Annotated in this window: 21 protein-coding genes; 7 read left to right on the plus strand and 14 right to left on the minus strand. The window is 50.1% G+C overall.

Going from position 1 to position 25286, the window contains the following annotated elements:
- Window positions 1-73 precede the first annotated feature (73 nt).
- The 5 genes from KIU71_RS13460 to KIU71_RS13480 all read right to left on the minus strand — a co-directional run bounded on the left by KIU71_RS13460 (window position 74) and on the right by KIU71_RS13480 (window position 7754).
- Entirely contained in the window at window positions 74-3565 is a 3492-nt protein-coding gene (locus KIU71_RS13460) for a FimV/HubP family polar landmark protein (RefSeq protein WP_214131811.1), read from the minus strand.
- Between the two features lie 268 nt (window positions 3566-3833).
- On the minus strand, window positions 3834-4850 hold the full coding sequence (locus KIU71_RS13465) for an aspartate-semialdehyde dehydrogenase (protein ID WP_214131812.1): 1017 nt from the start codon (window positions 4848-4850) through the stop codon (window positions 3834-3836).
- Window positions 4851-4864: 14 nt separating this feature from the next.
- Window positions 4865-6079, minus strand: a complete 1215-nt coding sequence (locus KIU71_RS13470) for a 4-phosphoerythronate dehydrogenase (protein WP_214131813.1) — start codon at window positions 6077-6079, stop codon at window positions 4865-4867.
- Window positions 6080-6098: 19 nt separating this feature from the next.
- Entirely contained in the window at window positions 6099-6989 is an 891-nt protein-coding gene (locus KIU71_RS13475; RefSeq protein WP_214131814.1) for an alpha/beta fold hydrolase, read from the minus strand.
- A gap of 9 nt (window positions 6990-6998) precedes the next feature.
- Window positions 6999-7754, minus strand: coding sequence for a class II aldolase/adducin family protein (locus KIU71_RS13480; RefSeq protein ID WP_214131815.1), 756 nt, complete (start codon window positions 7752-7754; stop codon window positions 6999-7001).
- Window positions 7755-7844: 90 nt separating this feature from the next.
- Between KIU71_RS13480 and KIU71_RS13485 the strand changes: the two genes are divergently transcribed.
- Window positions 7845-8564: a Crp/Fnr family transcriptional regulator gene (locus KIU71_RS13485; RefSeq protein ID WP_214131816.1), complete on the plus strand. Its 720-nt coding sequence runs from the start codon at window positions 7845-7847 to the stop codon at window positions 8562-8564.
- 64 nt (window positions 8565-8628) lie between these two features.
- On the opposite strand, the gene fabB is transcribed toward KIU71_RS13485, so the two are convergent.
- Entirely contained in the window at window positions 8629-9843 is a 1215-nt protein-coding gene (fabB, locus tag KIU71_RS13490) for a beta-ketoacyl-ACP synthase I (protein WP_214131817.1), read from the minus strand.
- Window positions 9844-9968: 125 nt separating this feature from the next.
- Between fabB and mnmC the strand changes: the two genes are divergently transcribed.
- Window positions 9969-12008 (plus strand): bifunctional tRNA (5-methylaminomethyl-2-thiouridine)(34)-methyltransferase MnmD/FAD-dependent 5-carboxymethylaminomethyl-2-thiouridine(34) oxidoreductase MnmC, encoded by a 2040-nt coding sequence (gene mnmC, locus KIU71_RS13495; protein ID WP_214131818.1) that lies wholly within the window; start codon window positions 9969-9971, stop codon window positions 12006-12008.
- 1 nt (window position 12009) lies between these two features.
- On the opposite strand, the gene KIU71_RS13500 is transcribed toward mnmC, so the two are convergent.
- The 5 genes from KIU71_RS13500 to KIU71_RS13520 all read right to left on the minus strand — a co-directional run bounded on the left by KIU71_RS13500 (window position 12010) and on the right by KIU71_RS13520 (window position 15748).
- On the minus strand, window positions 12010-12792 hold the full coding sequence (locus KIU71_RS13500; RefSeq protein WP_250207504.1) for a FlgO family outer membrane protein: 783 nt from the start codon (window positions 12790-12792) through the stop codon (window positions 12010-12012).
- A gap of 26 nt (window positions 12793-12818) precedes the next feature.
- On the minus strand, window positions 12819-13448 hold the full coding sequence (locus tag KIU71_RS13505) for a FlgO family outer membrane protein (RefSeq protein ID WP_250207505.1): 630 nt from the start codon (window positions 13446-13448) through the stop codon (window positions 12819-12821).
- A gap of 181 nt (window positions 13449-13629) precedes the next feature.
- The gene (locus KIU71_RS13510; RefSeq protein WP_214131819.1) at window positions 13630-13917 is read right to left on the minus strand and encodes a YfcL family protein; all 288 of its coding nucleotides are present in this window, start codon (window positions 13915-13917) and stop codon (window positions 13630-13632) included.
- Between the two features lie 8 nt (window positions 13918-13925).
- On the minus strand, window positions 13926-15071 hold the full coding sequence (locus KIU71_RS13515; protein ID WP_214131820.1) for an ATP-NAD kinase family protein: 1146 nt from the start codon (window positions 15069-15071) through the stop codon (window positions 13926-13928).
- Complete coding sequence (locus KIU71_RS13520) at window positions 15071-15748, minus strand: elongation factor P hydroxylase (RefSeq protein ID WP_250207506.1); 678 nt, start codon at window positions 15746-15748, stop codon at window positions 15071-15073. Before KIU71_RS13520 ends, KIU71_RS13515 begins: the two co-directional genes overlap by 1 nt.
- A 31-nt stretch (window positions 15749-15779) precedes the next feature.
- Between KIU71_RS13520 and KIU71_RS13525 the strand changes: the two genes are divergently transcribed.
- Genes KIU71_RS13525 through KIU71_RS13535 form a run of 3 tightly spaced genes read left to right on the plus strand, consistent with a single transcriptional unit; the run spans window position 15780 to window position 18174 of the window.
- On the plus strand, window positions 15780-16532 hold the full coding sequence (locus tag KIU71_RS13525; protein WP_214131821.1) for an FFLEELY motif protein: 753 nt from the start codon (window positions 15780-15782) through the stop codon (window positions 16530-16532).
- Window positions 16529-16999 carry an acyl-CoA thioesterase gene (locus tag KIU71_RS13530; protein WP_214131822.1) on the plus strand — a complete coding sequence of 157 codons (471 nt, stop codon included), beginning with the start codon at window positions 16529-16531 and terminating at the stop codon, window positions 16997-16999. Before KIU71_RS13525 ends, KIU71_RS13530 begins: the two co-directional genes overlap by 4 nt.
- A complete protein-coding gene (locus KIU71_RS13535) occupies window positions 16999-18174 on the plus strand; it encodes a retropepsin-like aspartic protease family protein (RefSeq protein WP_214131823.1) in 1176 nt (391 codons plus the stop codon). The genes KIU71_RS13530 and KIU71_RS13535 overlap by 1 nt, the downstream gene beginning before the upstream one ends.
- A gap of 25 nt (window positions 18175-18199) precedes the next feature.
- On the opposite strand, the gene KIU71_RS13540 is transcribed toward KIU71_RS13535, so the two are convergent.
- Entirely contained in the window at window positions 18200-20260 is a 2061-nt protein-coding gene (locus KIU71_RS13540; RefSeq protein ID WP_214131824.1) for an NADPH-dependent 2,4-dienoyl-CoA reductase, read from the minus strand.
- 36 nt (window positions 20261-20296) lie between these two features.
- Complete coding sequence (locus tag KIU71_RS13545; protein ID WP_214131825.1) at window positions 20297-21157, minus strand: crotonase/enoyl-CoA hydratase family protein; 861 nt, start codon at window positions 21155-21157, stop codon at window positions 20297-20299.
- A gap of 137 nt (window positions 21158-21294) precedes the next feature.
- Here KIU71_RS13545 and KIU71_RS13550 point away from each other — a divergent pair, with 137 nt between their 5' ends.
- Complete coding sequence (locus tag KIU71_RS13550; RefSeq protein ID WP_214131826.1) at window positions 21295-21906, plus strand: TetR/AcrR family transcriptional regulator; 612 nt, start codon at window positions 21295-21297, stop codon at window positions 21904-21906.
- 10 nt (window positions 21907-21916) lie between these two features.
- Complete coding sequence (dld, locus tag KIU71_RS13555) at window positions 21917-23626, plus strand: D-lactate dehydrogenase (protein ID WP_214131827.1); 1710 nt, start codon at window positions 21917-21919, stop codon at window positions 23624-23626.
- Here the strand turns inward: dld and KIU71_RS13560 are convergent.
- Window positions 23623-25239: a GMC family oxidoreductase gene (locus KIU71_RS13560; protein ID WP_214131828.1), complete on the minus strand. Its 1617-nt coding sequence runs from the start codon at window positions 25237-25239 to the stop codon at window positions 23623-23625. The two genes, dld and KIU71_RS13560, sit on opposite strands and share 4 nt — an antisense overlap.
- Window positions 25240-25286 lie beyond the last annotated feature (47 nt).

The raw sequence follows: 25286 nt of genomic DNA on the forward strand, positions 1-25286 counted from the left end.
TAGAAATGATTGTGGGGCAGGAGTTTACCGCAGAGCGCATCAGTGCGCCAACTGCGGTGACAGGATTTGTAAATCAAGCGCCTTTGTTCATCGCCGCCAGAATATCTTGCGCCTCTTGCTGTTGCTCAGCGTTGCCGTATTCAACCACATCGTTCAATAGCTCAATGGCTGCGTCAGTTTCGTCCATTTCAATGTATGCGCGGGCTAAATCCAAATTCGCAGAATGACTACCGCCGCTGTCTACGTCGACGCTGACATCGTCGTCGCCTATTCCGCTAAACTCAGATAAAGCAGCCTCTAAATTCAGGCTGGTCTCGTCAGCGCTGATACCGTCGTCCAATTCGCTCTCTTCCAGCAGTTGATCAACATCAACAAAGTCATTCTCAGACTGCTCCAAGTCACTCTCTGCATCATCTGGATCGGTAAACAGCGCATCTAGATCAAGATCAGGGTTATCCAGTTTGAGCTCAGTTTCGCCCTTGACCTCCGAATCGATACTATTGAGCAATTCATCGAAATCAGCGCCCTCAATCTCTTCTAAAACAACGTTATCGTCTTCATCTTCGTCGCTTAGCCAATCATCTAAGCCCGGTAAGTCTGATAGTTCATCAGCATCAGATGCCGCGTCAGTTTGTTGTTCAGGCAAACTTTGAGTATCGTCATCGTCCAGCGAGAACTCGTCAAACTCAGTATCTAAGATACTGTCATCAATCGTATCGTCAGCCTGCTCAGCACCAGCGTCACTTTGATCATGCGCAAAACTTGGAATGTCGTCTAAATCGTCGACCGAATCGGCCAAGCCATCAACATCCAATATCTCTTCTTCAGAGGTTGATTCTAGTTCAGGTTCTGCACTGCCTGCGTCAGCTTCTGCTTCATCGACCGACTCGGCCAGACCATCAACATCCAATATCTCTTCTTCAGACGTTGATTCTAATTCAGGCTCTGCACTGACTGCGTCAGCTTCTGCTTCATCGACCGAATCGGCTAGGCCATCAACATCCAATATCTCTTCTTCAGACATTGACTCTGGTTCAGGCTCTGCGCTGCGTGCTTCCGCTTCTACTTCTGCTTCGTCGACCGAATCGGCCAGACCATCAACGTCCAATATCTCTTCTTCAGAGGCCGATTCTAATTCAGGCTCTGCGCTGTCTGCTTCCGCTTTTGCTTCATCGACCGAATCGGCTAGGCCATCAACATCCAATATCTCTTCTTCAGACATTGATTCTGGTTCAGGCTCTGCGCTGCGTGCTTCCGCTTCTACTTCTGCTTCGTCGACCGAATCGGCCAGACCATCAACGTCCAATATCTCTTCTTCAGAGGCCGATTCTAATTCAGGCTCTGCGCTGTCTGATTCGACGGTTACTTCGTCGTGTTTATCTGCTTGATCATCTAGATCGAATTCAGCTAACAGCTCGTCTGTTACTTCGTCGGGGACGTCACTATCAACCTCGTCGACAGACGTTTCTTCGGCGTCAAAATCTGCATCCGACTCAATGTCATTCGCATCGGCTTCTAACTCTGCCAATAACTCATCACTGAGCGCATCAGCCGCACTGTCATTGGAGTCTTGCTCAGCTTCAAGCTCTGAAAGGAGCTCGTCAGTTAACGGGTCGCTAACATCCTCAACCGTAATATCATCGTCATCGCTGTTTTCATCACTGGTGGCTTCTGGTGGATTTTCTGCTTCCAGTTCGGCCAAAAGTTCATCAGTGAGCGGGTCGCTTGCACCGTCTTCATCATCCATATCATCGAGCGGATCAATGTCGCTGGCAAATTCATCAAGGGTTTGGATACTCTCCTGAACATCGCGTCCCTCAAGCACGGTTTCATCTGTGTCGTCCTCATCCATGAAGTCGTCATCACCCATCATACCCTGCATCATCTCAAGCTGTTCAAGCTCACCGATGATTTCATCCGTTACCTTGTCCAGCTCAGCGCCTTGGGTCGCAATTTCACTTTCTAATTGCTCAAGCATTTGCCCCGAAACACCATTTTCAGTGTCTACCTCAATACCCGCGGGTGCATTGCTCGGATTCTGCTCTTCCAGCAAATCGTCGATACTAATTTCTGGTTTTTCTTCATCGTCGTCGATTGGTGCGCTGAGCGTGTCATTGTCCTGATCGGCTGATGTCTCAGGTTCCTCTGCTGTATCCTCTTCATCATCGCCCGTCAATTCATCAATCAGATCCGTATCAAGATCAGTGATATCATCTTCATCGAATAGATCATCAATACTGTCTTCTGTCAGCGCAGATTCAACATCAAGTTCATCAATAAGCTCATCATCTAAGTCGTCCGTGAGGCTATCGGACAGATCGATCTCGTTATCGTCAGACAAATCGATACCGTCCAACTCATCCATATCCACGTCATCAAGCTCTTTGCTTAACTCATCCTCATCGTCATCGAATAGACTGTCGCCATCGTCTGAATCGTCTGGTACCAACATCTCGTCGCTAAGGTCGGCGTAACTATCCAATTCGCTTTCAACTGCGTCGTCCAGTGACTCGCCTAACTCCTCGGATAAAACGTCATCCAGTAGTTCATCGTCATTGAACAAATCATCAGCATCATCAGGCGTGGCCAAATCGTCTACCAGCGCATCGCTCATGTCGTTGACCGGTGCTTGCGTTGCCTGTGCGGCAGTCTCAGGGATAGGTTGAGCGTTAGGTTCGGAGCTGCCAGCCTGCGAGCTGCGATTTCGCTTAAATAACCAAGCGATAAAACCGCCAACCAAACCCAGTGTTAACAAACCCGAGCCAATAATGAGTGCTAGCGGACTGGTCAGGGCATTCAACCACGACGCTTGTTCTTTTTCTTGCTGTTTAGCTTGCTGGCTTTTCACCAAGTCCAACAGCTCTTGCTGTAACGCGAGTTGCTGGTCGATTTGCGGTTGTACCTGTTCATCAACCTTGGCGCGCAAATTAAGTAGGTCTTCGTTGACGGCGTCGAGACGTTCGAAAACCTTTCTATTTTCATCAATTAAAGACTGCACACCATCGATTGAAGAGGCAAATTCTTGCCGTAACAGCTCAAACTGCTGGAGTTGCTGCTCATCCAGCTTAGTGAGCTTTTGTTCGAGTTGATTCTTCGTATCCGTTAAGTCGCTTTTGTTGACGAGCTCGACGGGCGGTTTGATATTATTGGACTGCGGTGGGGTTGCTGACGCGCTTTGATTGCGTAGAGCCGCATCGTCACGTTCAGCGCGTGCTCTCGCCTTTTCGCGGTCTATTCGCGCAATGTAACGTTCTGAGGGCAATCTCAGTGTAGCGCCATCAACAAGCAAGTTTAAATTTTGCTGTTCAAAAGCGTCTGGATTAAGGTCGTAAATGGCGACCATGACTTGATAAATACTGAGATTATTATTCTGCCGATACCGACTGGCAATCCGCCACAACGTATCTGACGGATCGATTGGCCCGTACTCAGCCCCAGAATACTGGCCTTGGGCATCTCGAGGGCCTTTAATTTGAACACTGGAAGTTTGCGCTGAGGTGTCAGTCACCACGGCAAAAACGATGACGAAAACCACACTCATCATTAGCCCGGGTATTGATCTCATCGCGTTCCTTATTCTTCTTAGTAACGTGCTGACTACACGTTTTTTATTGCTGCCTACGCCGTTATATTGACGCACCTAAAGTTCAGTAAGCAAGAGTTATTCCATACACAGCGAGGCTGCATTGGCCACCCAAACTATAAACTAGAACGGGCTAACTAACCACCGCATAACGTACAATGGATAAGTTCGCCCGGCTATTGTGCCTGACATGGTGTTATCGGCTCAAGTACACCCAAACTGAAATGGTTTTCGCCACCGACGTCAGACGCTACAAGTAATCGCGGATCAGCACTTCAGCAATCTGTACGCTATTAGTGGCAGCCCCCTTTCGTACGTTATCTGATACGACCCACAAATTGATGCCATTCGGATGGGAGACATCATTGCGAATACGACCCACGTGCACAGAATCGTTACCACTGGCTTTACTCACTTGTGTTGGGTAATCCTCCCGCTCGCTGTAGAGAGTAACGCCAGGTGCGTTCATTAACAGACTCTTGACCCCTTCAGCGTCGATTGGCTGGCGAGTTTCAATGTGGATCGCTTCGCCATGCCCATAAAAAACCGGTACTCTCACTGCTGTTGGGTTAACACGAATTGTGTCATCACCCATGATTTTGTGGGTTTCCCACACCATCTTCATTTCTTCCTTGGTGTAGTCGTTATCCATAAACACATCGATTTGCGGGATCGCGTTGAAGGCAATCTGGCGCGTGAAACCCTCTGTAATTACTTCTCTACCGTTAAGTAGCGCTGCCGTTTGCTGGGCTAAACCATCCATAGCGGACTTTCCTGCCCCCGACACAGATTGATAAGTGCACACATTGATGCGCTCTATGCCCACCGCATCATGAATAGGTTTCAGTGCAACCATCATTTGGATCGTAGAGCAGTTCGGATTGGCAATAATATTGCGATTTCTAAAATCAGCTAGCGCATGTGCGTTGACTTCAGGCACTACCAAAGGGATATCAGGCTCATAACGATAATGAGAGGTATTGTCGATGACCACACAGCCAGCATCGGCTGCGATAGGTGCAAACTTTTCAGACACGCTTCCACCCGCGGAAAAAAAGCCAAGCTGAACCTGACCCCAGTCGAATTCGTCGGCATTTAGAACCTCAATTTCCTCTCCCTTGAAAGTGATGCTACCACCGGCTGAACGCTCACTGGCGAGCGGATACAACGTTCCAACCGGGAAGTTACGTTGTTCAAGTATATCGATCATCGCTTGACCGACCAGACCAGTTGCCCCTAATACGGCAACATCATAGGCTTGTGACATGAGGTATTGCTCTCCTAATTTAAATCAGTATCGCTGCACGGAAATCCTAAAAGACGCAGCCGGTGAACCGTTTTTGCTTGTAATAAATGATGCGGCACAATGAGTGGTTGAGCCGAAAACTCCCGTCGAACAGCATAGTGTTTTCTCAACGCAACAAAAGCTGAGGCAGGACTGTCTGATTGTGCCATTGCTGAACGCAAAAGCCTATCGTCGTGACTCATATCATATAGCGAAAAGATCAGTCTCGGCAGCGTGCTGGGATCATCAAGCTCAGCAGCCGATAGCACGATAGGTTCAAGCTGATGCAACACGTCCGATAAGCGCAGTTTTAGGTTTTTATCCAGCAAACGGCATAACTCGGCATAGGCCATAAAAGTGCCGCGCGCTTTGCCTTCAATCGAATGACCGGCGATATGTGCCGAGCCCATTGCGATACGCGCCAGCAACTCAACGTTGATGTTAGGTTCTCCCTGCCATGCATCCAGAATGAGTTGAGGACATCTGTCTGGCTGCGTGTTGGATTGGTGCAAAAAAGCAGCTTCATCGACTACGCCGCCGCGACAGGCATTAATGATCACTTGTGACGGCATCATATTGTTCAATATCTGCGCATTGAGCAAGTTTTTGGTGGCATACTCACCATCAGACTCATACGGCACATGCAAACACACAAAATCACAGCGCACGGCGTCATTTAAGGTTACAAAGGCACGCGGATCGTGCGTATCCTCTAATGGTGGGTCGCATAAGCAAAACGGAATAGCCAATGCCGTCAACTTTTCAGCCAGCGCGCTACCAACATGACCGGCCCCCACAATCCCTACCGTCTTGGTTTGTAGTGCGTGCAAGGGATCCTCTTCATCACGCACACAATTGAACAGTGTACTAACGACATACTCAGCAACTGCCACCGCATTGCAACCCGCCGCTGATGACCAGCGTATCCCGTTATTTTCCAGATAGGCCGTATCCAGGTGATTAAACCCAGCCGTTGCTGTTGCAACCCATTTGAGTTGGCTGGCAAAGGCGAGCAAATCAGGTGTTACAGATAATGTGGACCGTACGATTAACGCATCGACATCATCCAGATCGTGAGGAGTGATTGAGCGCGCATCGAACGCCTGCGCATCGCCCAGCAAACTGAAACATTCCGCCGCAAAGGGCATGTTATCGTCGTACAGTATTTTCATACGTTTGAGTGTAATCAAAGCCTGTGCTTTTGACGACAAAAATAACCACCTTCTGCCACTATTTGTCAGCGTTCAAGAATGCAATCAACGCATTGTTGACCTCGTGTGGTACTTCAAGTTGCGGATAATGACCCACATCCAACGCGACAGTCTCAGCCTCAGGTACGCAACGACGAAACTGATCCAGCATATGTTTGCCAGAGATGGGATCGTGAACCCCATTGATAAAACACAGCGATTGCCGGTTGATTTTAGCGACCTGCTGCATCGCCGTAACCCAGCGATCACGATACGTTTGGCGCTCGTCAAGATAGTCCAGCAAAGCGGGCAGAACACGGCGGCCATGATGATGGTTCAGCAGTGTCCAGAGTATGTCTATTTCTTGCGGTTTAGGTTGCGTGGCGGCACCAAATATTTTGCTAAAACTGCGTGCCATAGTGCCCTTGCTCATGAGGTTCACTATCAATGGGCCTAACGGGCTGTGCAGCAACTTTTGCGTAAGCAACGGCCGATGGCTTTCGGCGAACAGCCCTCCATTGAGCCAGCAGAGCTTTTCAATCACGAATGGCAGTGTGTGCTCAGTTTGTCGGGCGAGTAATTCCTGAGCGACTGAATTTCCATAATCATGCGCGACAACAAAGCAGCGTGAAATACCTTGCTGCACGCATAACTCAGACACGATGTCTGCCTGTTCAATAATCGAATAACGATACGGATGAGGCTTATCGGAAAAACCAAAGCCGAGTAAATCCATCGCCAATAGCGCATGGGATTTATTCAGGGCCTGCCATTGATTATGCCAGTCCCACGCTGCGCTGGGGAACCCATGAATAAACACAACGGTAGTTTGCCGCCCCACATCACCATGACGCCAGTAGGCAATGCGATGCCCTAACAGCGATGTAAACTGTGCGTGCTTGGCATGTTGCGCTAAATCAGGTTGAGGCATCGCTTTCGCCTAGTTTTTAAAGTCAGGGCAGTCACGTTCAAGCTTTCTTAATATGCCAGGCCACGCCAAAGAACCGCCGGCGGAGCGTGTTACCTTGTCAGCTTGGGCCCGAATACCCGCGAGAATCGGTGCAGGGATTGCCCTCAATTCAACACCGCTCGCTTGTGCCTGAATCTGTATTTCACAACTGCGCTGCAATATAAACATTCCCAAAAATGCATCCGCCACGCTATCAGCGCACGTAAGTAGACCATGATTACGCAAGATCATAAAATTGGTGTCGCCTAAGTCGTTAACCAGTCGCACTTTTTCATCCGGATTAAGCGCCACGCCTTCGTAATCATGATACGACAAAGACGCCAATGCAAACAGTGATTGCTGGCTGTAGGGAAGTAAACCGTCTTCCTGTGCTGAAACGGCGATCCCTGCCGTGGTGTGCAAATGCAAAACACATTTTGCATCATCACGCGCCTCGTGAACTGCGCTATGAATGGTAAATCCAGCCGGATTTATTTCATATTCACTGTCCATTACCTTATTCCCCTGAAGGTCTACCTTCACCAAGCTGGACGCCGTGACTTCTTCAAACAATAAGCCATAAGGGTTAATGAGGAAGTGATGCTCCGGGCCCGGCACTCGCGCCGAGATATGCGTAAAGACCAAATCGTCCCACCCGTAATGGGCAACCATGCGATAACATGCAGCAAGGTCAACACGCATATTCCACTCATCGACACTGACCGATTGTTGAACTGAAGATGACATTGAAAGACTCCTAAATGAAACGGTTTAGTTTACTGATGTAATAATGTACGCTGGTTTTCGTGGTAAAACTGTCGTGGATCCGACAATGTTATGATTTTGTTATCTGAACCGCAAAAACGCATTCTGGCCAGCACCGACTGGTTTCAGCAACTTTGCCACGGCAGCCGTACGTTCGTTTTACACGCTATTCGCGTGCTCGAACTCTCGCACAGACAGCGGCTGTACTCGCGAGGTGACGAGGGTGACGGATTCCACTGCGTACTGAGCGGCCGTGTTAAGGTCAGCAATTTGCATCGATCAGGCAAACAGATGGTACTGGCCTACCTGAGTCAGGGAAGCTGGTTTGGTGAAATATCGATGTTCGACGGCAAGGGACGCACGCACGACACGGAAGCCGAAGGCAATGCGCAGTTAGCGTTTATGAGTCGCCAGCATTTTCATGAGCTGCTTGCACACTACCCGGCAGTGCATGGTTATTTTATTCAGATGCTATGCGCTCGATTACGCACAACGTTTAGCTATATTGACGCCAGCGCAAGCTTGACGCCACGGCAACAACTCGCCAGGCGCTTGATTTTACTGGCCTCTAATTTTGGGCAATCCCCAGCAGCGGCGAATAATACGGAGATACATGCGTCGCAGGAAACGCTGGCGATGATGCTTAACATGTCACGGCAAACGGTTAATCAACTGATGAAACAATTGCAGCAGGATAACCTGATCCAGCAGCGCTATGGACGTATTTCACTACTTGATATGGATGCGCTGAAAGCGCTGGGCGATTGGAATGCTGAGCCACTCAGGCATTAAACCCCATGAATGATGGCGCATCAAAGCCCGCTTGAGGCGGGCTGTGGAGTTGCTTTAATTTGAATTAATCCTGATAACGTGACATCAGTAAAGTGGCGTTTGTACCACCAAAACCAAAACTGTTCGACATGATCGTATTTAATGTCGCTTCGCGAGTTGATGTGACGATATCCAAACCAGCGGCTTGCTCATCCAACTCCTCAATATTGATCGACGGCGCAATAAAGCCGTGCTTCATCATCAGTAGGCTATAGATCGCTTCGTTCACGCCAGCCGCACCGAGTGCATGGCCTGTCAGCGATTTAGTGGCACTGATAGGCGGTGATTTATCGGCAAACACTTCACGGATCGCTTTTAACTCCTGAACATCACCCACAGGCGTTGAGGTACCATGGGTGTTTAAATAATCAATCGGCCCGTTGTGATGCTGCATCGCCATTTGCATGCACCGCACAGCCCCTTCACCGGACGGCGCGACCATGTCATACCCGTCTGAAGTTGCACCGTACCCCACCACTTCGCCGTAAATCGTCGCACCGCGCGCCAAAGCATGTTCCAGCTCTTCAACCACAACCATGCCGCCACCGCCTGAACTGACGAAGCCGTCGCGCTGAGCACAATACGTCCGTGATGCGACACTAGGGTTATCGTTATACTTGCTGGATAACGCCCCCATGGCATCAAATTGACTGCTTAGGGTCCAGTGTAACTCTTCGCCGCCACCGGCAAATACCACATCTTGCTTATTCAGTTGGATCATCTCCATGGCATTGCCGATGCAGTGCGCGCTGGTCGCACAGGCAGAAGAAATGGAATAATTGATCCCTTTGATTTTAAATGGCGTGGCCAAACAGGCAGATACCGTAGAGGCCATACAACGCGTAACCATGTAAGGGCCGACTCGCTTTACGCCTTTTTCACGTAAAATATCCGCCGAAGCCACTTGGTTTACCGACGAAGCGCCGCCTGAGCCAGCAATAATACCCGTACGCGGATTAGAGATTTGCGCTTCACTCAGTCCAGAGTCGGCAATTGCCTGCTGCATCGCGATGTAAGCGTAGGCAGCTGCATCTCCCATAAAGCGTAATGCTTTTCGATCAATATGCTCGCTCAAATCAATGTCGACTTTGCCCCAAACGTGACTGCGCATTTTCATTTCTGCAAACTGTTCAGAAAATGTGATGCCCGATTTACCCTTGCGCAGTGAATCGGTCACTTGCTGTGCATCCGTTCCAATACTGGAAACAATCCCGATGCCGGTAATAACTGCTCTTCTCATAGTTCACCTGAAAAATTAAACGCCAGTAGTGTAACGATTTATTGCGAAAAACTGGTCTGCTCTTTCGCACTCGATCACGTTATCATAAGTGATGAACATTTATATGACGCTTTAACGACATACCTGTGCAACAACCTTACGCTAAAATTCAATTTGACCCAAGTGGCAGCCCCTTTGCCAACGAATTTGACGATGTTTACTTTTCAAAAGAGGATGGCGCTGCTGAAAGCCAGTACGTGTTCGTAGAAAATAATCAGTTGTGGCAGCGCTGGTCAGAAAGTGCTGGTCCGCACTTCGTCATTGCAGAAACCGGCTTGGGCACGGGCCTGAATTTTTTAGTCGTTGCCGAGCAATTCCTGAGTTTCCGTCAACAATGCCCTAACTCGCCGCTTTCTCAGCTTCATTTTATATCCACGGAAAAGTTTCCGCTGACTCATTCTGATTTAATAAAAGCGCTACAACCCTTTGCACATTTTAGTTTACAGCCATTTTTGACTCGCTGCGATCTGACTAACGTACAAGGCTGCCATCGATTTGAAACCGTGGTTAACGGAACGCGATTCGTTTTGGATGTGTGGATAGGTGATGTGTTAAACACGTTACCGCAATGGCATGCGGGGAATAAAGGTGTTGTTGATGCCTGGTTTTTGGATGGCTTTGCACCGAGTAAGAATCCCGACATGTGGCAAGACAGCCTGTTTTCACACATGCGACGCTTGAGTAAAAGTACAGCGACGTTTGCCACATTCACCGCCGCTGGATTTGTGAAACGCGGTTTACAACAGGCCGGATTTAACGTTGAAAAACGTAAAGGGTTTGGCCGCAAACGCGACATGCTGGCCGGCAGAGTGAATGAAACTGATACGACACTGCCTGTTCGACATCCCCAACCTTTCTACAATCGCTCCGTTGAAACCATAACGCCGCCGACGGCGCAGGGCCATCCGGTGACAATTATCGGCGGCGGTCTGGCCGCTGCTAATCTGTGCTATGCGTTGGCGAAACGTGGCATCAGCAGCCATATCGTCGTTCAGGATAGCCATATGGCGATGGGCGCTTCCGGCAATCCTCAGGGCGGCTTCTATCCGCAACTCACCGCAGACGCCAGTAACAACAGTCAAATTCAACTTGCCAGCTTTTTGTACGCGAAACGAGTTTATCAACAATTACTATCGCAAGGCTTCGACTTTGCACATGAATGGTGTGGAGCGCTGTTACTCAACTTCAGCGCAGAAATCGCTAAGCGCCAGAATAATCTCATCGATAAAGGGGTATGGCCGAGCACACTGTTGTACCCAGTGAACGCCAAACAGGCTAGAGAGATTGCCCAGATTCCGTTGGAAAGAGGCGGAATATTTATTCCAAGTGCGGGTTGGGTAAGCCCACCGGAACTGGTTAGTGCACTTTTCAAGGCGGCGGAAGCGTTAATCACGGTTGACTATTCCATGGAGACTTCGGTCGATGGCGTGAACGTAGGCGCAAACGAAGTGGTTGAGCTGCACTGCACTTCCCGCGGTAAACAGTCGGTGAAAAAAGCTGCAACCGTGGTGTTTGCCACGGGGCATCACAGCGCACACATCAATCACATTAATAACCTTCCGGTGGCGCTCACACGAGGTCAGGTGGAACAGATCAAGACAAATGCACAACTCACACCGTTAAGCACTGTACTATGTCATAAAGGCTATATGACACCGGTATTTAATGGCTATCATGCACTGGGTTCGACCTATGTAAAAAATGATATTGATACACATTATCGGCAAGATGAGACCCAGCAAAATTTATCCACACATCGACGCTGCCTGCCTGAGGCGGCCTGGCTAGACAATATCAATAGTGAGGGGCAAGGCCGCGCTGCGATCCGTTGTTCAACGCCCGATCACTTGCCTTTGGTGGGCGCCATGCCTGACGTGGAAGAACAAGCTAACCAGTATCGCGACTATGGCGGAAAACGACCACAGCGACTCCCGCAACAACCGGCTAACCTGTCTGGCGTGTTTGTCTTGACGGGATTGGGTTCAAGAGGACTAACCACTTCCCCTCTGATGGCTGACATTCTCGCAAGCCAGTTGCTTAACGAACCGCTGCCGATGGCGAACACCTTATTGAGTGCACTTAACCCCAACCGCTACCTGATCAGGGCTTTAAAGCGCGGAACGTAGTTTAGCCTTTCTTCAGTTTCACAGTACCGCTAACTTCATTGCCACTGCTCTCACTCGGGATGAGCGCGTCAACCACATAAAACGGCAGCAACATCTGCGCGCTGGCGACCACATTTTTTGTACGAAAACCGAGTACACGCGCGTTCACCAGATAGCCTCCCTGATGCTTTGTCATGGTGCCCGTTAGCACATAATCCATGGGCAGTTCGGTGTCTAACTCCAGATAATTTCGTGACAAGATAAAGTCACCCGCCTCTGTGACGCGCACATAATCAGTCGCTTTGTAGTCCACCACCGGGATGCGGAACTTGTGCAACTCATGGACAAAGGATTCAGCCATTTGCTGACCCAGCAAGTTCGTTTCCTGAAGGTTGCTATCGAGCAGAGCGAAATGCGTGACCGCAATGGGGGTGCTGGTGGTGATGTGATCCATATTGCCAATCAAATCCTGGGTAAGATTTTTCACGTAATCACCCACATGCTTGGTCAATGGCCGACCTTTGTAAGCGCCTTGCACACTGGAATACACCGGCGGTTGGCCAAAGGTACCAAAGCTTTCTGCAGAATCGCTATCCTGTGAATTGCTGTTGTCCGCACTCACAATCCTATCGCCCCCTGCTCCGCCAGTAATATCAATGACTTGCATGCCCGCCGGGGTATCATTGATGGTACTCGCCTGAGCAGCGGTATCGACGTCCGGCGACGTTGAACAACCCAGCATGCTAAACGCCGCGATGACCGACACAGCGAATCGCAGTATAGAAGGCATTGGTGTGTGTTTCATAATGTGTTCAACCATTGAAGTGAAAGTTAAAGGGCATCTGCCGTACGGTAGATTTTCCCGGCACGTGTGGTGACTTGTTCACGTTGCCAAAACAGCGCTGCCGGAAAGAAACGCGTTGCCGCAGCAACCACATCTTTAGAGCGTGCATTGATAATTCGCGCGTTAACGATAGCGCCTTCCTGTTGCTCAACGATAGTGCCGGTTATATAGAAATCCACCACTTCAACACCGCTCAACTGCTCAATATTTCGCGTTAACACCCGATCGGCATCATCGCTGATCAAAATATCGTTTGAGACCTTAAAATCTTGTGTGATCAAACCACGACGCGCCGATTCAGTCATCAAGCCCTGCTCAAGCTGGTGACCCAACAGCATCAATGGTCCTTGCGCCGCCCGGTCATACTCCATCGACGTAACAGGTACAAAACCCACGACGGCGTAGCGTGACTGCCGATTTTGTCTCACGCCCATAAACAGTTCGTTTGCAAGCTCGTGTGTATGCAGTTCTACATTTCCCAGCGCCGGGGGAACAGTGGCGCGCTGCGATTGGTTAGCGGCCATCTCATCAGTCGTTTGAGCGCAGCCCACCAACAGCAGTATTGACAAGAAACACAACCACTTACTGGCAGAGTAGATACGACAGTTATTCATCATTACAGGTCTCACTCGCGTGATTAACACGTTAACGTGCGAGAAGGTAAAGCAAGAACTTAGCCAGCGTGCACAGCGCTAACTTGCGCGGTCACATCGGCCTTTACCCGTTTTTTTACCAGCGCTTGCCGTTTTGCGCTCAAGTTCCTCTCCAAACTACGGCAAATTGATGCCGCTTTAGTCGTTATGGCAATGTTTGTTCAGCCTGCATCAGACTATCCCACAAGGTCAACACTTGCTGTTGGTCTTGCTCTATCAATTCCTGATTAGAAAATGCGCCGGCTAAACTGCTGCGCATCGTTTCGTCCAGCAGCTTAAGTGAAGGTTCAGCGTGACTGATAACACGGCTGACGACCACGTCGAAGTGACCATGCAGATAACTGGCAATAAAGAGCGCATGATCATCCTGATTATTGACAGCGCCCAGTAGGGTTGCCTCCATATTGTCCACATGGGATACAAAATCTGACATCGTTCTTTTTACTCGCTTACAAAGTCGGTGACGGAATACAGCACATGGTCGCGGTATCCGCATATAATATTAATGTGCCCGCATAGCATAGCATCGACAGTGGCGTTTCCGGTATCAACGACGAGAGGTCTTCCCGAAAGCGCTTGCAGCTTAGATTTGCTCGCGACAACGATGATGTTTTGTTTGCCGACGCGCTGAATAAACTCAGCGCTGAGCTGTTGATTTCCGCGACCAAAAATATGCCCTTGCCCACCAATCAAAGTGACCACGATTTTAATCGGTGCATGTTGTTCTACCAGCGTCATCAACTGCGCAGCGGTAACATCCTGCGCAAGAACACGATCACCTTGAACGATATCAACGCCCAATAACGTATTGGTTAAACCAAAATGTTGCATGATACCGTCGATGGTCGAGCCGGAGCCCATCACGAAACGCGTGTCAGGGTGCTCATCCATCAACTCTCGCACATAGTCTGCGATATCCGTGATCACCAGCTCGTCCACTTCTTTGCCGCCCATCTTTACGGCCTGCACATAGCGCAATTCTTCCGGCACCTGCATTTCGCCAACTTGACGAGCAATGACCTGCCCTTGGCGAAATGCATCTTCGTCAATATCTCGCACTTCCGCCTCTCGCACGGAGACCAATTCGCCCTTGATCATCATGTCAAGCACCTTACCTGCGGTTGTGGGCGACACAGCGTAAACGCCTGAGTGAATTTTGCAACCGGCTGGAATACCTAAAACAGGGAGGGTGTTGCCTACAACGCCAAACACATCATTGGCTGTACCATCCCCCCCCGCAAAAACGATAATATCCACTCGCTCTTCCAATAGTGCCTTTGCCGTGGCAATCGTATCTGACGCTTCGGTCTGCGTTTCACTGGGTGTGTAAACACAGCGCGTGTTAAACCCCAGTTCCTGCGCAACAGTTTCGCCCATGTTCCGCGCCGCCGTGAAAATAGTGACATCCTCGCTATGCGGTTTAATTTCACTCAATGCACGCTGCGTTTTTTGATTCGCCTGAGGCTCGGCGCCACGTTTAAGTGCCAGCTCGCGTGTGGCCTTCCCGTCGCTGCCTTTCAACGCCGTAGCGCCACCAAGACCCGCAAAAGGATTGACGATTAATCCTAACTTGAAACGTCTTTGCATCAGTTGAAATCCTTACTGTGCAACAGGCACAACTCCAGCGTGAGTGGCGTCGTTTGATAATGAGTGTGTAGTGCATCAATAAACTGGTGCGCTCGTGAGGGGAAGCCATGCTGAAGATAGTGTTGCAGTGCATTGCTCACCTTGTGCGCAAACGCCGTGCGATCAGGCTCGACCCCCGCCAAATTATCCGTACTGACACGGAAAAAACGCCCCGCAGAAGTACTGAACGCCCATTCAATCGCTTGCGGTTTAACCTCAACTTGCTCAAAGGCTTGCTGCTGTTCGTCATTCCGCCCGTCTGGGCAGTACCAATAGCCGTAATCAACCTGCTGTCGACGCTGCTCTCCGGCTATGCACCAGTGCGCGACTTCATGTAATGCACTGTTAAAAAAGCCGTGCGCAAATTCAATACGATGATAGTGAGCCTGCGCATCGGCTGGCAGATAAATTGGCTCGCCAGCGCCGCGAACTAACCGCGTGTTTAGCGCTTTAAAGGTTTGATTAAAAAGGGTTATCAGTTCATCCACACATTGGGTTTCTTCTACTTCCGCTGTCGGCAACACGGCAAATTGAGATACATGGGGTGCAACGCGGGTCATTTCTATCGTTGGATCGCAGTGAGTAAATTCTGACGGGCAGTTTAACAGAAACTGCTTGGCGCTTGTATTACTCTGCAAGTTGCGCCAACCTAACGGTCTGTCAACTTGTATGAAAAACGCCGTGTCACTTACCTCTGACCATATCATCCAGCATATCCATAAAGTCAATGCACGCCGCGATCTGGCACAAAAAATGGGCCGCTTAGAGGCCGTTCACGCGCTACAGGAGTGGCAATGTCGCCGCTTATTAACCACTCATGCTGATTTGCAACAAGAGCCTGAGTTTGCCGATGCCATGACTTTTTTTGTCGACGAGCTTTATGGGCCTAAGGATTTTAGTCAGCGCGACAAAGACCTCAGCCGGGTGATCCCTAAGTTATCATCCGTATTACCAGAGAAAGCACTGAACGCGCTGAACGACGCACTGCGGCTAAATGCCTTGTCCTTCGATCTGGATCTGGACATGGTGAATGCGATGGTGAAGCGTCGTAACGCCGACATTAAATCGCCCAGCGATATTGATACTGAGTTGTATGCCAACGCGTATCGCGACGTGGGGCGCTGTGATGATCGCGCCACTCAAATCGACATTGTTGACCATCTTGGCATGCTACTCGCTGACGTGGTGAAAGTTCGAGGGATCAGTATGCTGATCAAACTAGCGCGCAAGCCCGCTAAAGTCGCGGGCGTTTTGACGCTGCACGAATTTTTAGAGCGCGGCTTTGCGGCGTTTAAACAATTAGGCGACGTGCGCGATTTTCTGGACCCTATCGTCGACCGCGAACGCCACATTATGCGAGTGCTATGTGATGATAGTTATTCGCCGGAGAAGAACCCATTGCCGGATGAGCCAATTGCATGAGTGAACTAGTTTGGCCATTGCCTCAACCGTTTGTCGCTGACTGGGAAATACAGGCCGACGTTATTGATCACTACGGACACGTTAATAACGTGGCGTATATCGTTCAACTTGAAAAGTTAGCGTGGTTGCACAGCAACGCACTGGGCTTGAGTATCGACCAATATCGCTCACTCGATCGCGGTATGGCGATACGACGGCACGAGGTTGACTATTTATTGCCTTGCCATACCGGTCAAACAATTGCCTGCGCTACGTGGATAGTGAAATGCGACAGCCGATTAAACTTAACACGCCAGTTTGAGTTTATCTGCCGCACACGGGGTAAACCTGTGTTTACTGCGCGCACCGATTTTGTGTGTATTGCGCTTTCCAGTGGTGCACCCAAGCGTATGCCAGAAGCGTTCAAGTCCGCTTATGCCGGTGCGATGGTATCAGATGCGCCACAACATCGAGCGGAGGCTAACTGATGCGTGTGCTTCGCATCTTGGTGTTGCTGTCGCTAGCAGTCTCTGTGGGTTTGAACCTGTTGCTTTGGCAAAAGTTAGCGCGTGTGGCGCCCTCTTCAATATCATTGCCCTCTTCAACTGGGCAACCGTTAGAAACATTGTCTGCGTCCGATCGATCAGGCGAGCAGGATGCCGTCGACACTTTCGCTCCAGCCACGTCAACGACGCAGGATAATGCCGAATCCTCCACCAACAAAACCGAACAGCTTGAACGGCTCTATGCGTTGTTGCGCGAGGATAATTGGCCAAGTCTGATCGCGAAACTGCGCGATTATTTGCGCCGTTACCCCCACGATATTGAAGGCTTGATGATAGAAGCCGAAGTGATCGCGCGGACTGAACCCTTGTCGGTCGCGCTAGTACATTATTATGGTTTACTTGATTTACCCCTGAACCGTGAACAACGCGACCAAGTCAACGAAAAGATCAGCCAACGGTTTGAAAATGCCAGCGAACAGTTGCGCTTTGAGCGCGCCTGGAACTTGTTGGCGGAGTTGCTTGAACCTTTGGTACAGATTGCCCCGGATGAACGACGTTACTTGGTATTGCTTGCCGAAGCCTATGCTCAGCAGGCAAATGCCGTGATGATGGAAAACACTCTGGCGGCATTACCCAATGACGATCCAGCCATCGCGTCTATCCGCCAGATACTCATGCGCCAGCAACGGGTTGGACCTCAGGATCCAGACCAGCAACTCGCTGAACTAGGTGATTCACAAAGCGACCAGTCAGCGCAGCGCGTTCCACTGGATCGCATTGGCAATCAATATATGGTCGATGTGCGGATCGATTCACGCCCCCTGCGTTTAATGTTGGATACTGGTGCGTCAACAACGGCGATCACGGCAGACAGCTGGGCGCGCTTAAATCGACACGTGGCGTCTGAGTTTATCGGTATATTTAAGGTCAATACTGCGGCGGGCTTTATTCAATCACCCATGTTTACCGTGAAGACCTTGAGTATGGGCTCATTGCGCTTTGACGATGTGGCCGTCATGATCATTCCGTCGCAAATGATGGGCGATGACAGCGAGCGAGCGCCCCAAGGGTTACTGGGCATGAACATTCTGAGCCAGTATGATTTCCGTATCGATCAGCAAGAGGCGCAGTTGTTGCTTCGGCCACACGCTGAGTAACCGAAACAACATATCATGAATCGCCTTACAGGCTAGCAGCGAGGCGCGTGCCTTGATCGATTGCTCGCTTTGCATCAAGTTCAACAGCCTCGTCAGCGCCGCCGATAAGATGATACGGCTTTTGTAAGCCCTCAATCAATGCGCGCAGCGGCTCTTGCCCTGCACAGATAATGACATTATCAACGTCGAGTAGCTGTGCCTCTTCACCGACCGTAATATGCAAGCCAGCGTCATCGATTTTTTCATAACTTACGCCCCCGAGCATGTGAACGCCTTTCATCATCAACCCTGCACGATGTGCCCAGCCTGTCGTTTTCCCTAAACCAGACCCCACTTTGCTGCTTTTGCGTTGCAGCAGGTAAATTTCACGTGGCGAAGGTTCAGGCTGTGGCTGCATACCTTCAACGCCGCCACGGGCTTTGAACGACATGTCAATCCCCCATTCTTTCATAAACGCCGGGATGTCGGTGCTGGGTGTCGCTTTACCATGCGACAAAAACTCTGAGGTATCGAAGCCAATGCCACCGGCACCAATCACAGCTACTCGCTGACCAACCGGCTTTTTGTGTTTGATAACGTCGATGTAACTCAATACTTTGGGATGATCTATTCCCTCAATCGCTGGCGTGCGCGGTAAAATCCCGGTAGCCAGAATGACCTCATCAAAATCGCCTTGATTCAACGTATCCGGCGTCACTTTGGTATTCAAATGCACGGCAACATTGTGCAGCTCAAGCTGGCGCTTGTAATAGCGCAGCGTTTCGTAAAACTCCTCTTTACCAGGGATCTGTTTGGCGATATTGAACTGCCCACCAATCTCGGCATCCGCATCATACAACGAGACTTTGTGGCCTCGCTGCGCCGCTGTTGTGGCCGCAGCTAAACCTGCGGGGCCGGCGCCAACAACCGCTATATGTTTAGTGTGCGTCGCGGGTTGGATCACCAGTTCTGTCTCATGACAGGCGCGTGGGTTAACCAAACAGCTGGTCATTTTGCCAGAGAACACATGGTCAAGGCAGGCTTGGTTACAGCCAATACAGGTGTTAATTTCATCCGCTCTGCCCTGTTCGGCTTTAACAACGAATTCAGCATCCGCGAGAAACGGGCGTGCCATCGACACCATGTCCGCATCACCGCGTGCCAACACGGCTTCTGCCACATCGGGCATGTTGATGCGGTTTGAGGTGATCACCGGCACCGACAATGCCTCACGAAACTTAGCCGTTACCCAAGTAAACGCCGCACGTGGTACTTTGGTGGCAATCGTGGGGATCCTTGCCTCATGCCAGCCGATACCCGTATTGATAATCGTTGCCCCCGCCTTTTCAATCGCTTTGCCCAATAGGACAACTTCATCGTAGGTTGAACCGCCCTCGACTAAATCGAGCATCGACAATCGATAGATAATAATAAATTCGTCACCCACAGCCGCACGTACTCGACGCACCACATCAATTGGCAACTTAATACGGTTTTCGTAACTGCCGCCCCATTCATCATCACGGTGATTGGTGCGCGCTGCAATAAACTGATTGAGGAAATATCCCTCTGATCCCATAATTTCAACACCGTCGTAGCCGGCGCGCTGCGCCTGCTTCGCGGTAAAAATGAAATCTTCTATTTGTTTTTCAATGCCGTCGGCATCTAATGGCTTAGGCTTGAACGGATTAATCGGTGCTTGGACCGCACTCGGCGCAACCAAATCTTTGTTGTAGGCATAACGCCCTGTATGCAGGATTTGCATGCAAATCTTGCCTCCAGCATCGTGCACGGCTTGAGTCACAATTTTGTGATTTTCTACCGCTTGATCGGAGTCCAGCCTGTGAGTTTCGGCGTGGGTCGCGCCTTCATCGTTGGGCCCAATGCCCCCGGTCACGATTAAACCTACGCCGCCACGCGCACGCTCAGCGAAAAACGCCGCCATGCGCTCGTGACCGTTGGGGGCCTCTTCAAGGCCCGTATGCATTGAGCCCATTAATATGCGGTTTTTTAACGTTGTGAAACCCAAATCCAGCGGCCTGAACAGGTGTGGATAGTGTTCATTCTGCTTGTGGGTACTCACAGCGGGGTCGATGTGTGCTTGCATAATTTGGTCCTAGGGTAACAGTGTATTTAAAGCGAACTACAAACGGCTAAAACGCGTATGAAGTTCATCAAATTGAGGGGGTTTACGCTCTTTTTGTGCTTGTATAGCGGTATGAACATCAGGCATTTGAAACATACCGGCTTGCCATGTTGCCATGTGATTTAAGCTGTCGGCGACACTGTGGTCGCGCGCATAGGTGATCATATCCTTGCAGCCATGCACTGCCATCGGAGAATTCGCCGCTATCGCTTTTGCGATACTCATAACGCCTTCTAGGAGCGCGATTGGGTCAGAAAACACCTGATTTACAAAGCCGCACCGAAGTGCTTCGTCAGCACTCAAATTTCTGCCTGTGTACGCCAACTCTCGTACAAGCCCATGCGGCATAATGTGAGGAAGGCGTTGCAGTGTTCCCAAATCAGCGGTCATGCCTATTTGGGTTTCTTTGATACAGAAAAACGCCTCTTGAGTACAATAACGGCTACAACAAGCGCTAAGCATGTCAACCGCTCCGCCAATTGCACCACCATGAACCGCCGCCAGAACCGGCATTCTGACCGTTTCCAACGCATTAAAACTGTCTTGCAGTTCAAACACCATACGGCGCAAGCGTTCAGCGCGACGTGCTGGTTCGCCACTGAAGTCCTTGGCCATGTTTTCAAATACACTCAAATCCATTCCTGCACTAAAGTGCTTCCCTTGCGCAGAGATTACAATCACCCGAGCCGCAGAATGTTCATCAATAGATCGCACAACCGACGGTAACTCCTGCCAAAAGGCCGGCACCATGCTGTTAAGCTTATCGGGGCGAGAAAGCTGGATATGAGCAATATGGTGTTCAATGGAGACCGTCATAGTGGTTAAGTTGTTAAACGAAAGCGCTGCTGCGGTAGTCATAGCAAAATCCTCAAGGCGACGATGCGAAAGTGTCACCATATCGGCTAATTTTGACAGTGTCAAGATTGCCGTTCGCGGCAAAAATGCTATGCTATCGAAAGTTGATTATTGCTTGATTTACACGGTTTAGGAAACGCATGTCGAAGCGCGCTGATAAATCCCCTTATCATCATGGCAATCTGCGCGAGTCATTGGTGATAAAAGCGAGTGAAATGCTACACGTTGAAGGTATTGATGGACTGTCAATGCGTAAACTTGCAGACGCGGTCGGGGTATCTCGAACAGCGCTCTACCATCATTTCCAAGACAAAAATGCCTTATTGTGTGCTATTGCAGAGCAGGGTTTCGCGCGCTGGCATGCCACTTCAGAGCGTATATTTAACCAAGCCAAGGTCAAAGATAGAGATAAAGTACGCCAGTTTGTACACGATTATATCAACTACGCTGCTGACAACCCGCAGTTATATGAACTTATGTTCGGGCGCACGCTTTGGAAAAATGCGACGCCCACAGAGTCTCTTAAAAGCGTGGCCTATCCTAGCTTTCAACATCAGGTTACAATGACCAAACGCTGGCAACAACAAGGCTTAATGCCGGCCAATGAAGATACGCTTCGGTTAGCACAGGTTACCTGGGGCACATTGCATGGTATTGCCCGCCTGTTAATCGATGGGATCTACGCAGACCGCACACACATTGATGAAATGTGTGAGTGCGCGGTCAATCTGTTCAGCCAGCCAAATCGCTAACGAGGATTGCATGCCAGCGCACGCGTTACTGAGTCAATTAAGCAGCCTTCTAGGCAAGAAAAATATTGCCACACGGGCAAACGCTAAACAGCATTTTACACGAGGTTGGCGATCCGGTGGTGGTGACGCATTAGCCGTATTGTTCCCACAAACATTGGTACAGCTATGGCAGGCGCTTGAAGCCTGCGTTGAGGCAAATTGCATTATTATCATGCAGGCGGCTAACACGGGTCTAACCGAAGGTTCTACACCCAGTGGCAATCAATACGACCGCGCTGTAGTGGTGATTAATACGCTGGCAATTAACGACATTATCGTCTTGGATCAGAGCGAACAAGTATTGAGTTTTGCAGGCGCAACCTTGCACCAATTAGAGTCGGTGTTGCAACCGATGGGCCGCTCACCCCACTCTGTAATTGGCTCATCGTGTTTGGGTGCGTCTATTGTTGGCGGGGTTGCAAACAACTCCGGTGGAGCTTTGGTTAAACGGGGGCCGGCATACACCGAACTTGCCCTGTTTGCTCGGGTTAACGAGCATGGCAAGCTTGAGCTGGTCAATCATCTTGGCATTGAGCTAGGCAATGAGCCGATTGAGATATTAACGCGATTACAACAGGGTAAGTTTAATAAAGCACCGGCCCCAACTCACGCTAAAGCGTCCGCCAGTGACTATGAAACCATAGTTCGCGACGTGAACGCTGCCACCCCAAGTCGTTTTAATGCCGATCCAACCCGCCTGTTCGAAGCCAGTGGCTGTGCTGGCAAGTTGGCCGTCTTCGCTGTGCGCCTGGATACCTTTGCCACCGCAAAACGTGAACAAACCTTTTATGTCGGCTGCAACTCTCCCCATACATTGAGCAAACTTCGGCGTGTTATGTTGAGCACGTTTACGCACTTGCCTGACGTTGCCGAGTATATGCATCGAGACACCTTCAATATTGCACATCAGTATGGAAAAGATACGTTTTTAAGTGTGCAAAAACTAGGGACAGCGCGCTTACCCGCTTTATTTTCCCTGAAAGGCAAGATTGACGCGACACTCAGCAAACTTCCTTGGGCGCCCACCGGCTTAACCGATAGGTTGATGCAGAGCGCAAGTGCGTTAATGCCGGAGCATTTGCCGCAACGCTTGCTCGATTTCGAAAACCGCTACGAACATCACCTCATCTTAAAAACCACAGATGCGGGCATTGAAGAGGCTCGTCAATGTTTGTCTGATTTTTTCCAGAGCGAACCACTTAACAATGTGGATGGCAATTATTTTGCCTGTACCGATGACGAAGCGCGCAGCGCGTACTTACACCGTTTCGCTGCCGCAGGTGCGGCAATCAGATATCAATTAATCCATCGCAAACGCGTTGGCGATATACTCGCGCTAGACATTGCGCTTCGTCGCAACGATGCAGACTGGGTAGAAGTCCTGCCAGACAATATCAATTGGCATATCGAAAAACGCCTTTATTATGGTCACTTTTTTTGCCATGTGTTTCATCAGGATTACATTCTGAAGCAAGGCAGCGATGCTGCTGCCGTGAAGAAGGCTATGCTGGCTCATTTAGACAGTCGCGGGGCAAAATACCCCGCTGAACATAATGTAGGCCACCTCTACGAGGCGGAACAGACGCTACAGCAATTTTACCACTCGCTTGACCCCACCAATACATTTAACCCGGGTATAGGGGGAATGTCGAAGCATCGCCGTAACTGTGCGTGTTGTTAAATCTTCTGCGTCTGTTGGATAAATTCAGCGGCGCGTTCAGCGATCATCACAGTGGGTGCGTTGGTATTGCCGCCAATTAAAGAGGGCATCACCGAGGCATCAACTACGCGCAGGCCTTTTACCCCTCGCACGCGCAACTGAGGATCAACCACCGCCAACGGATCATCATCGGCTCCTATTTTACAGGTTCCAATCGGATGATAGATGGTTTCCGCACGTTCACGAATGAAGGCTAAAATCTGCTCATCGGTTTGTGCGGCCTCTCCGGGGTGTTGCTCGGTGCTATGATTGTTTTCAAACACCTGTGCCGCCAAAATTTCCCGGGCCTTACGCACCCCCTCGATCATGACGGCTTGGTCGTCAGGGTGACTGAGGTAGTTGGGTTCAATCAGCGCGTGGTCGGCTGGGTGATTGCTCTGCAGTCTAATTTGCCCGCGACTTTTAGGGTACAAACAGCACACATGAACGCCGTAGCCATAGCCAAAGACGGAATGACGACCATGATCTTCCAAAATAGCAGGCAAAAAGTGAAACTGTATATCGGGCCCCGTTTCAGCCAGACTAGAACGCATAAAACCACCCGCTTCGGCGATATTCGATGAGAACACCCCGCTGCGCTTAAATAGGTATTGGAACGTGCCCTTGATGTATTTAGGTAACGCACTCGCTGCAATCGCGTAGCCCTCACGCGCAGTACAGGTATGCTGCACAATCGCATCTAAGTGGTCTTGCAGGTTTTGTCCGACACCGGGTAAGTCAACATGACAATGAATGCCTTTGTCGCGCAAATGTTCAGCCGGGCCAATACCTGACAACATTAACAACTGAGGTGAATTAATCGCGCCCCCACACAAAATGACTTCCGCGTTGGCGAGTATACGTTGCACACGACCAGCAATGCGTGCTTGCACACCGATGGCTCGCCCTTCTTTAAGCAGCACGCGCTCTGCTGACACACCGGTCATGACGGTAAGATTGGTGCGCTTGCGCGCTTCGCTCAAGTACCCTTTTGCTGTTGAACAGCGCTGGCCATTTTTCTGTGTAACCTGATAAAAACCCAATCCTTCACGTTCATCACGATTGAAGTCGTCGCACAGCGGCAAACCCACCTCATCCGCGGCGTCGACAAATTGTTGCGAGAGTCTATCTTTGTGACGCAGGTCACCGACACTGAGCGGGCCACCTACACCGTGAAATTCGTCTTCACCACGCGCGTTATCTTCTGATTTTTTAAAATAGGGCAGTACGTCATTCCAGGCCCAGCCTTGGGCTCCCTGAGCGTGCCACTGGTCATAATCAGTTTTATCGCCACGGATGTAACACATCGCATTAATTGAACTTGACCCGCCCAAGGTTTTACCGCGCGGCCAAAACAATTCCCGGTCGTTCAGATGAGCCTGAGGGGCGGTATGGTACCCCCAACCAATACCCTCAACACGAGAAAGCAGCGAGATCCCGAAGGGAATATGAATGAGTGGATTGCGATCCTTATTGCCCGCTTCCAGCAAACAAACGGTGCATGCCGGGTTTTCACTTAACCGCGCAGCCAGTGTCGCTCCGCCGGAACCCGCTCCGACAATGATGTAATCGAAAGTTTGACCTGATGTTTGCATATACTACTTCTCGTAACGGACAACGCCAACTCGTCTGACGTCCTACC

The sequence above is a fragment of the Alteromonas oceanisediminis genome (genome assembly GCF_018474025.1).
Taxonomy (GTDB): domain Bacteria; phylum Pseudomonadota; class Gammaproteobacteria; order Enterobacterales; family Alteromonadaceae; genus Alteromonas_E; species Alteromonas_E oceanisediminis.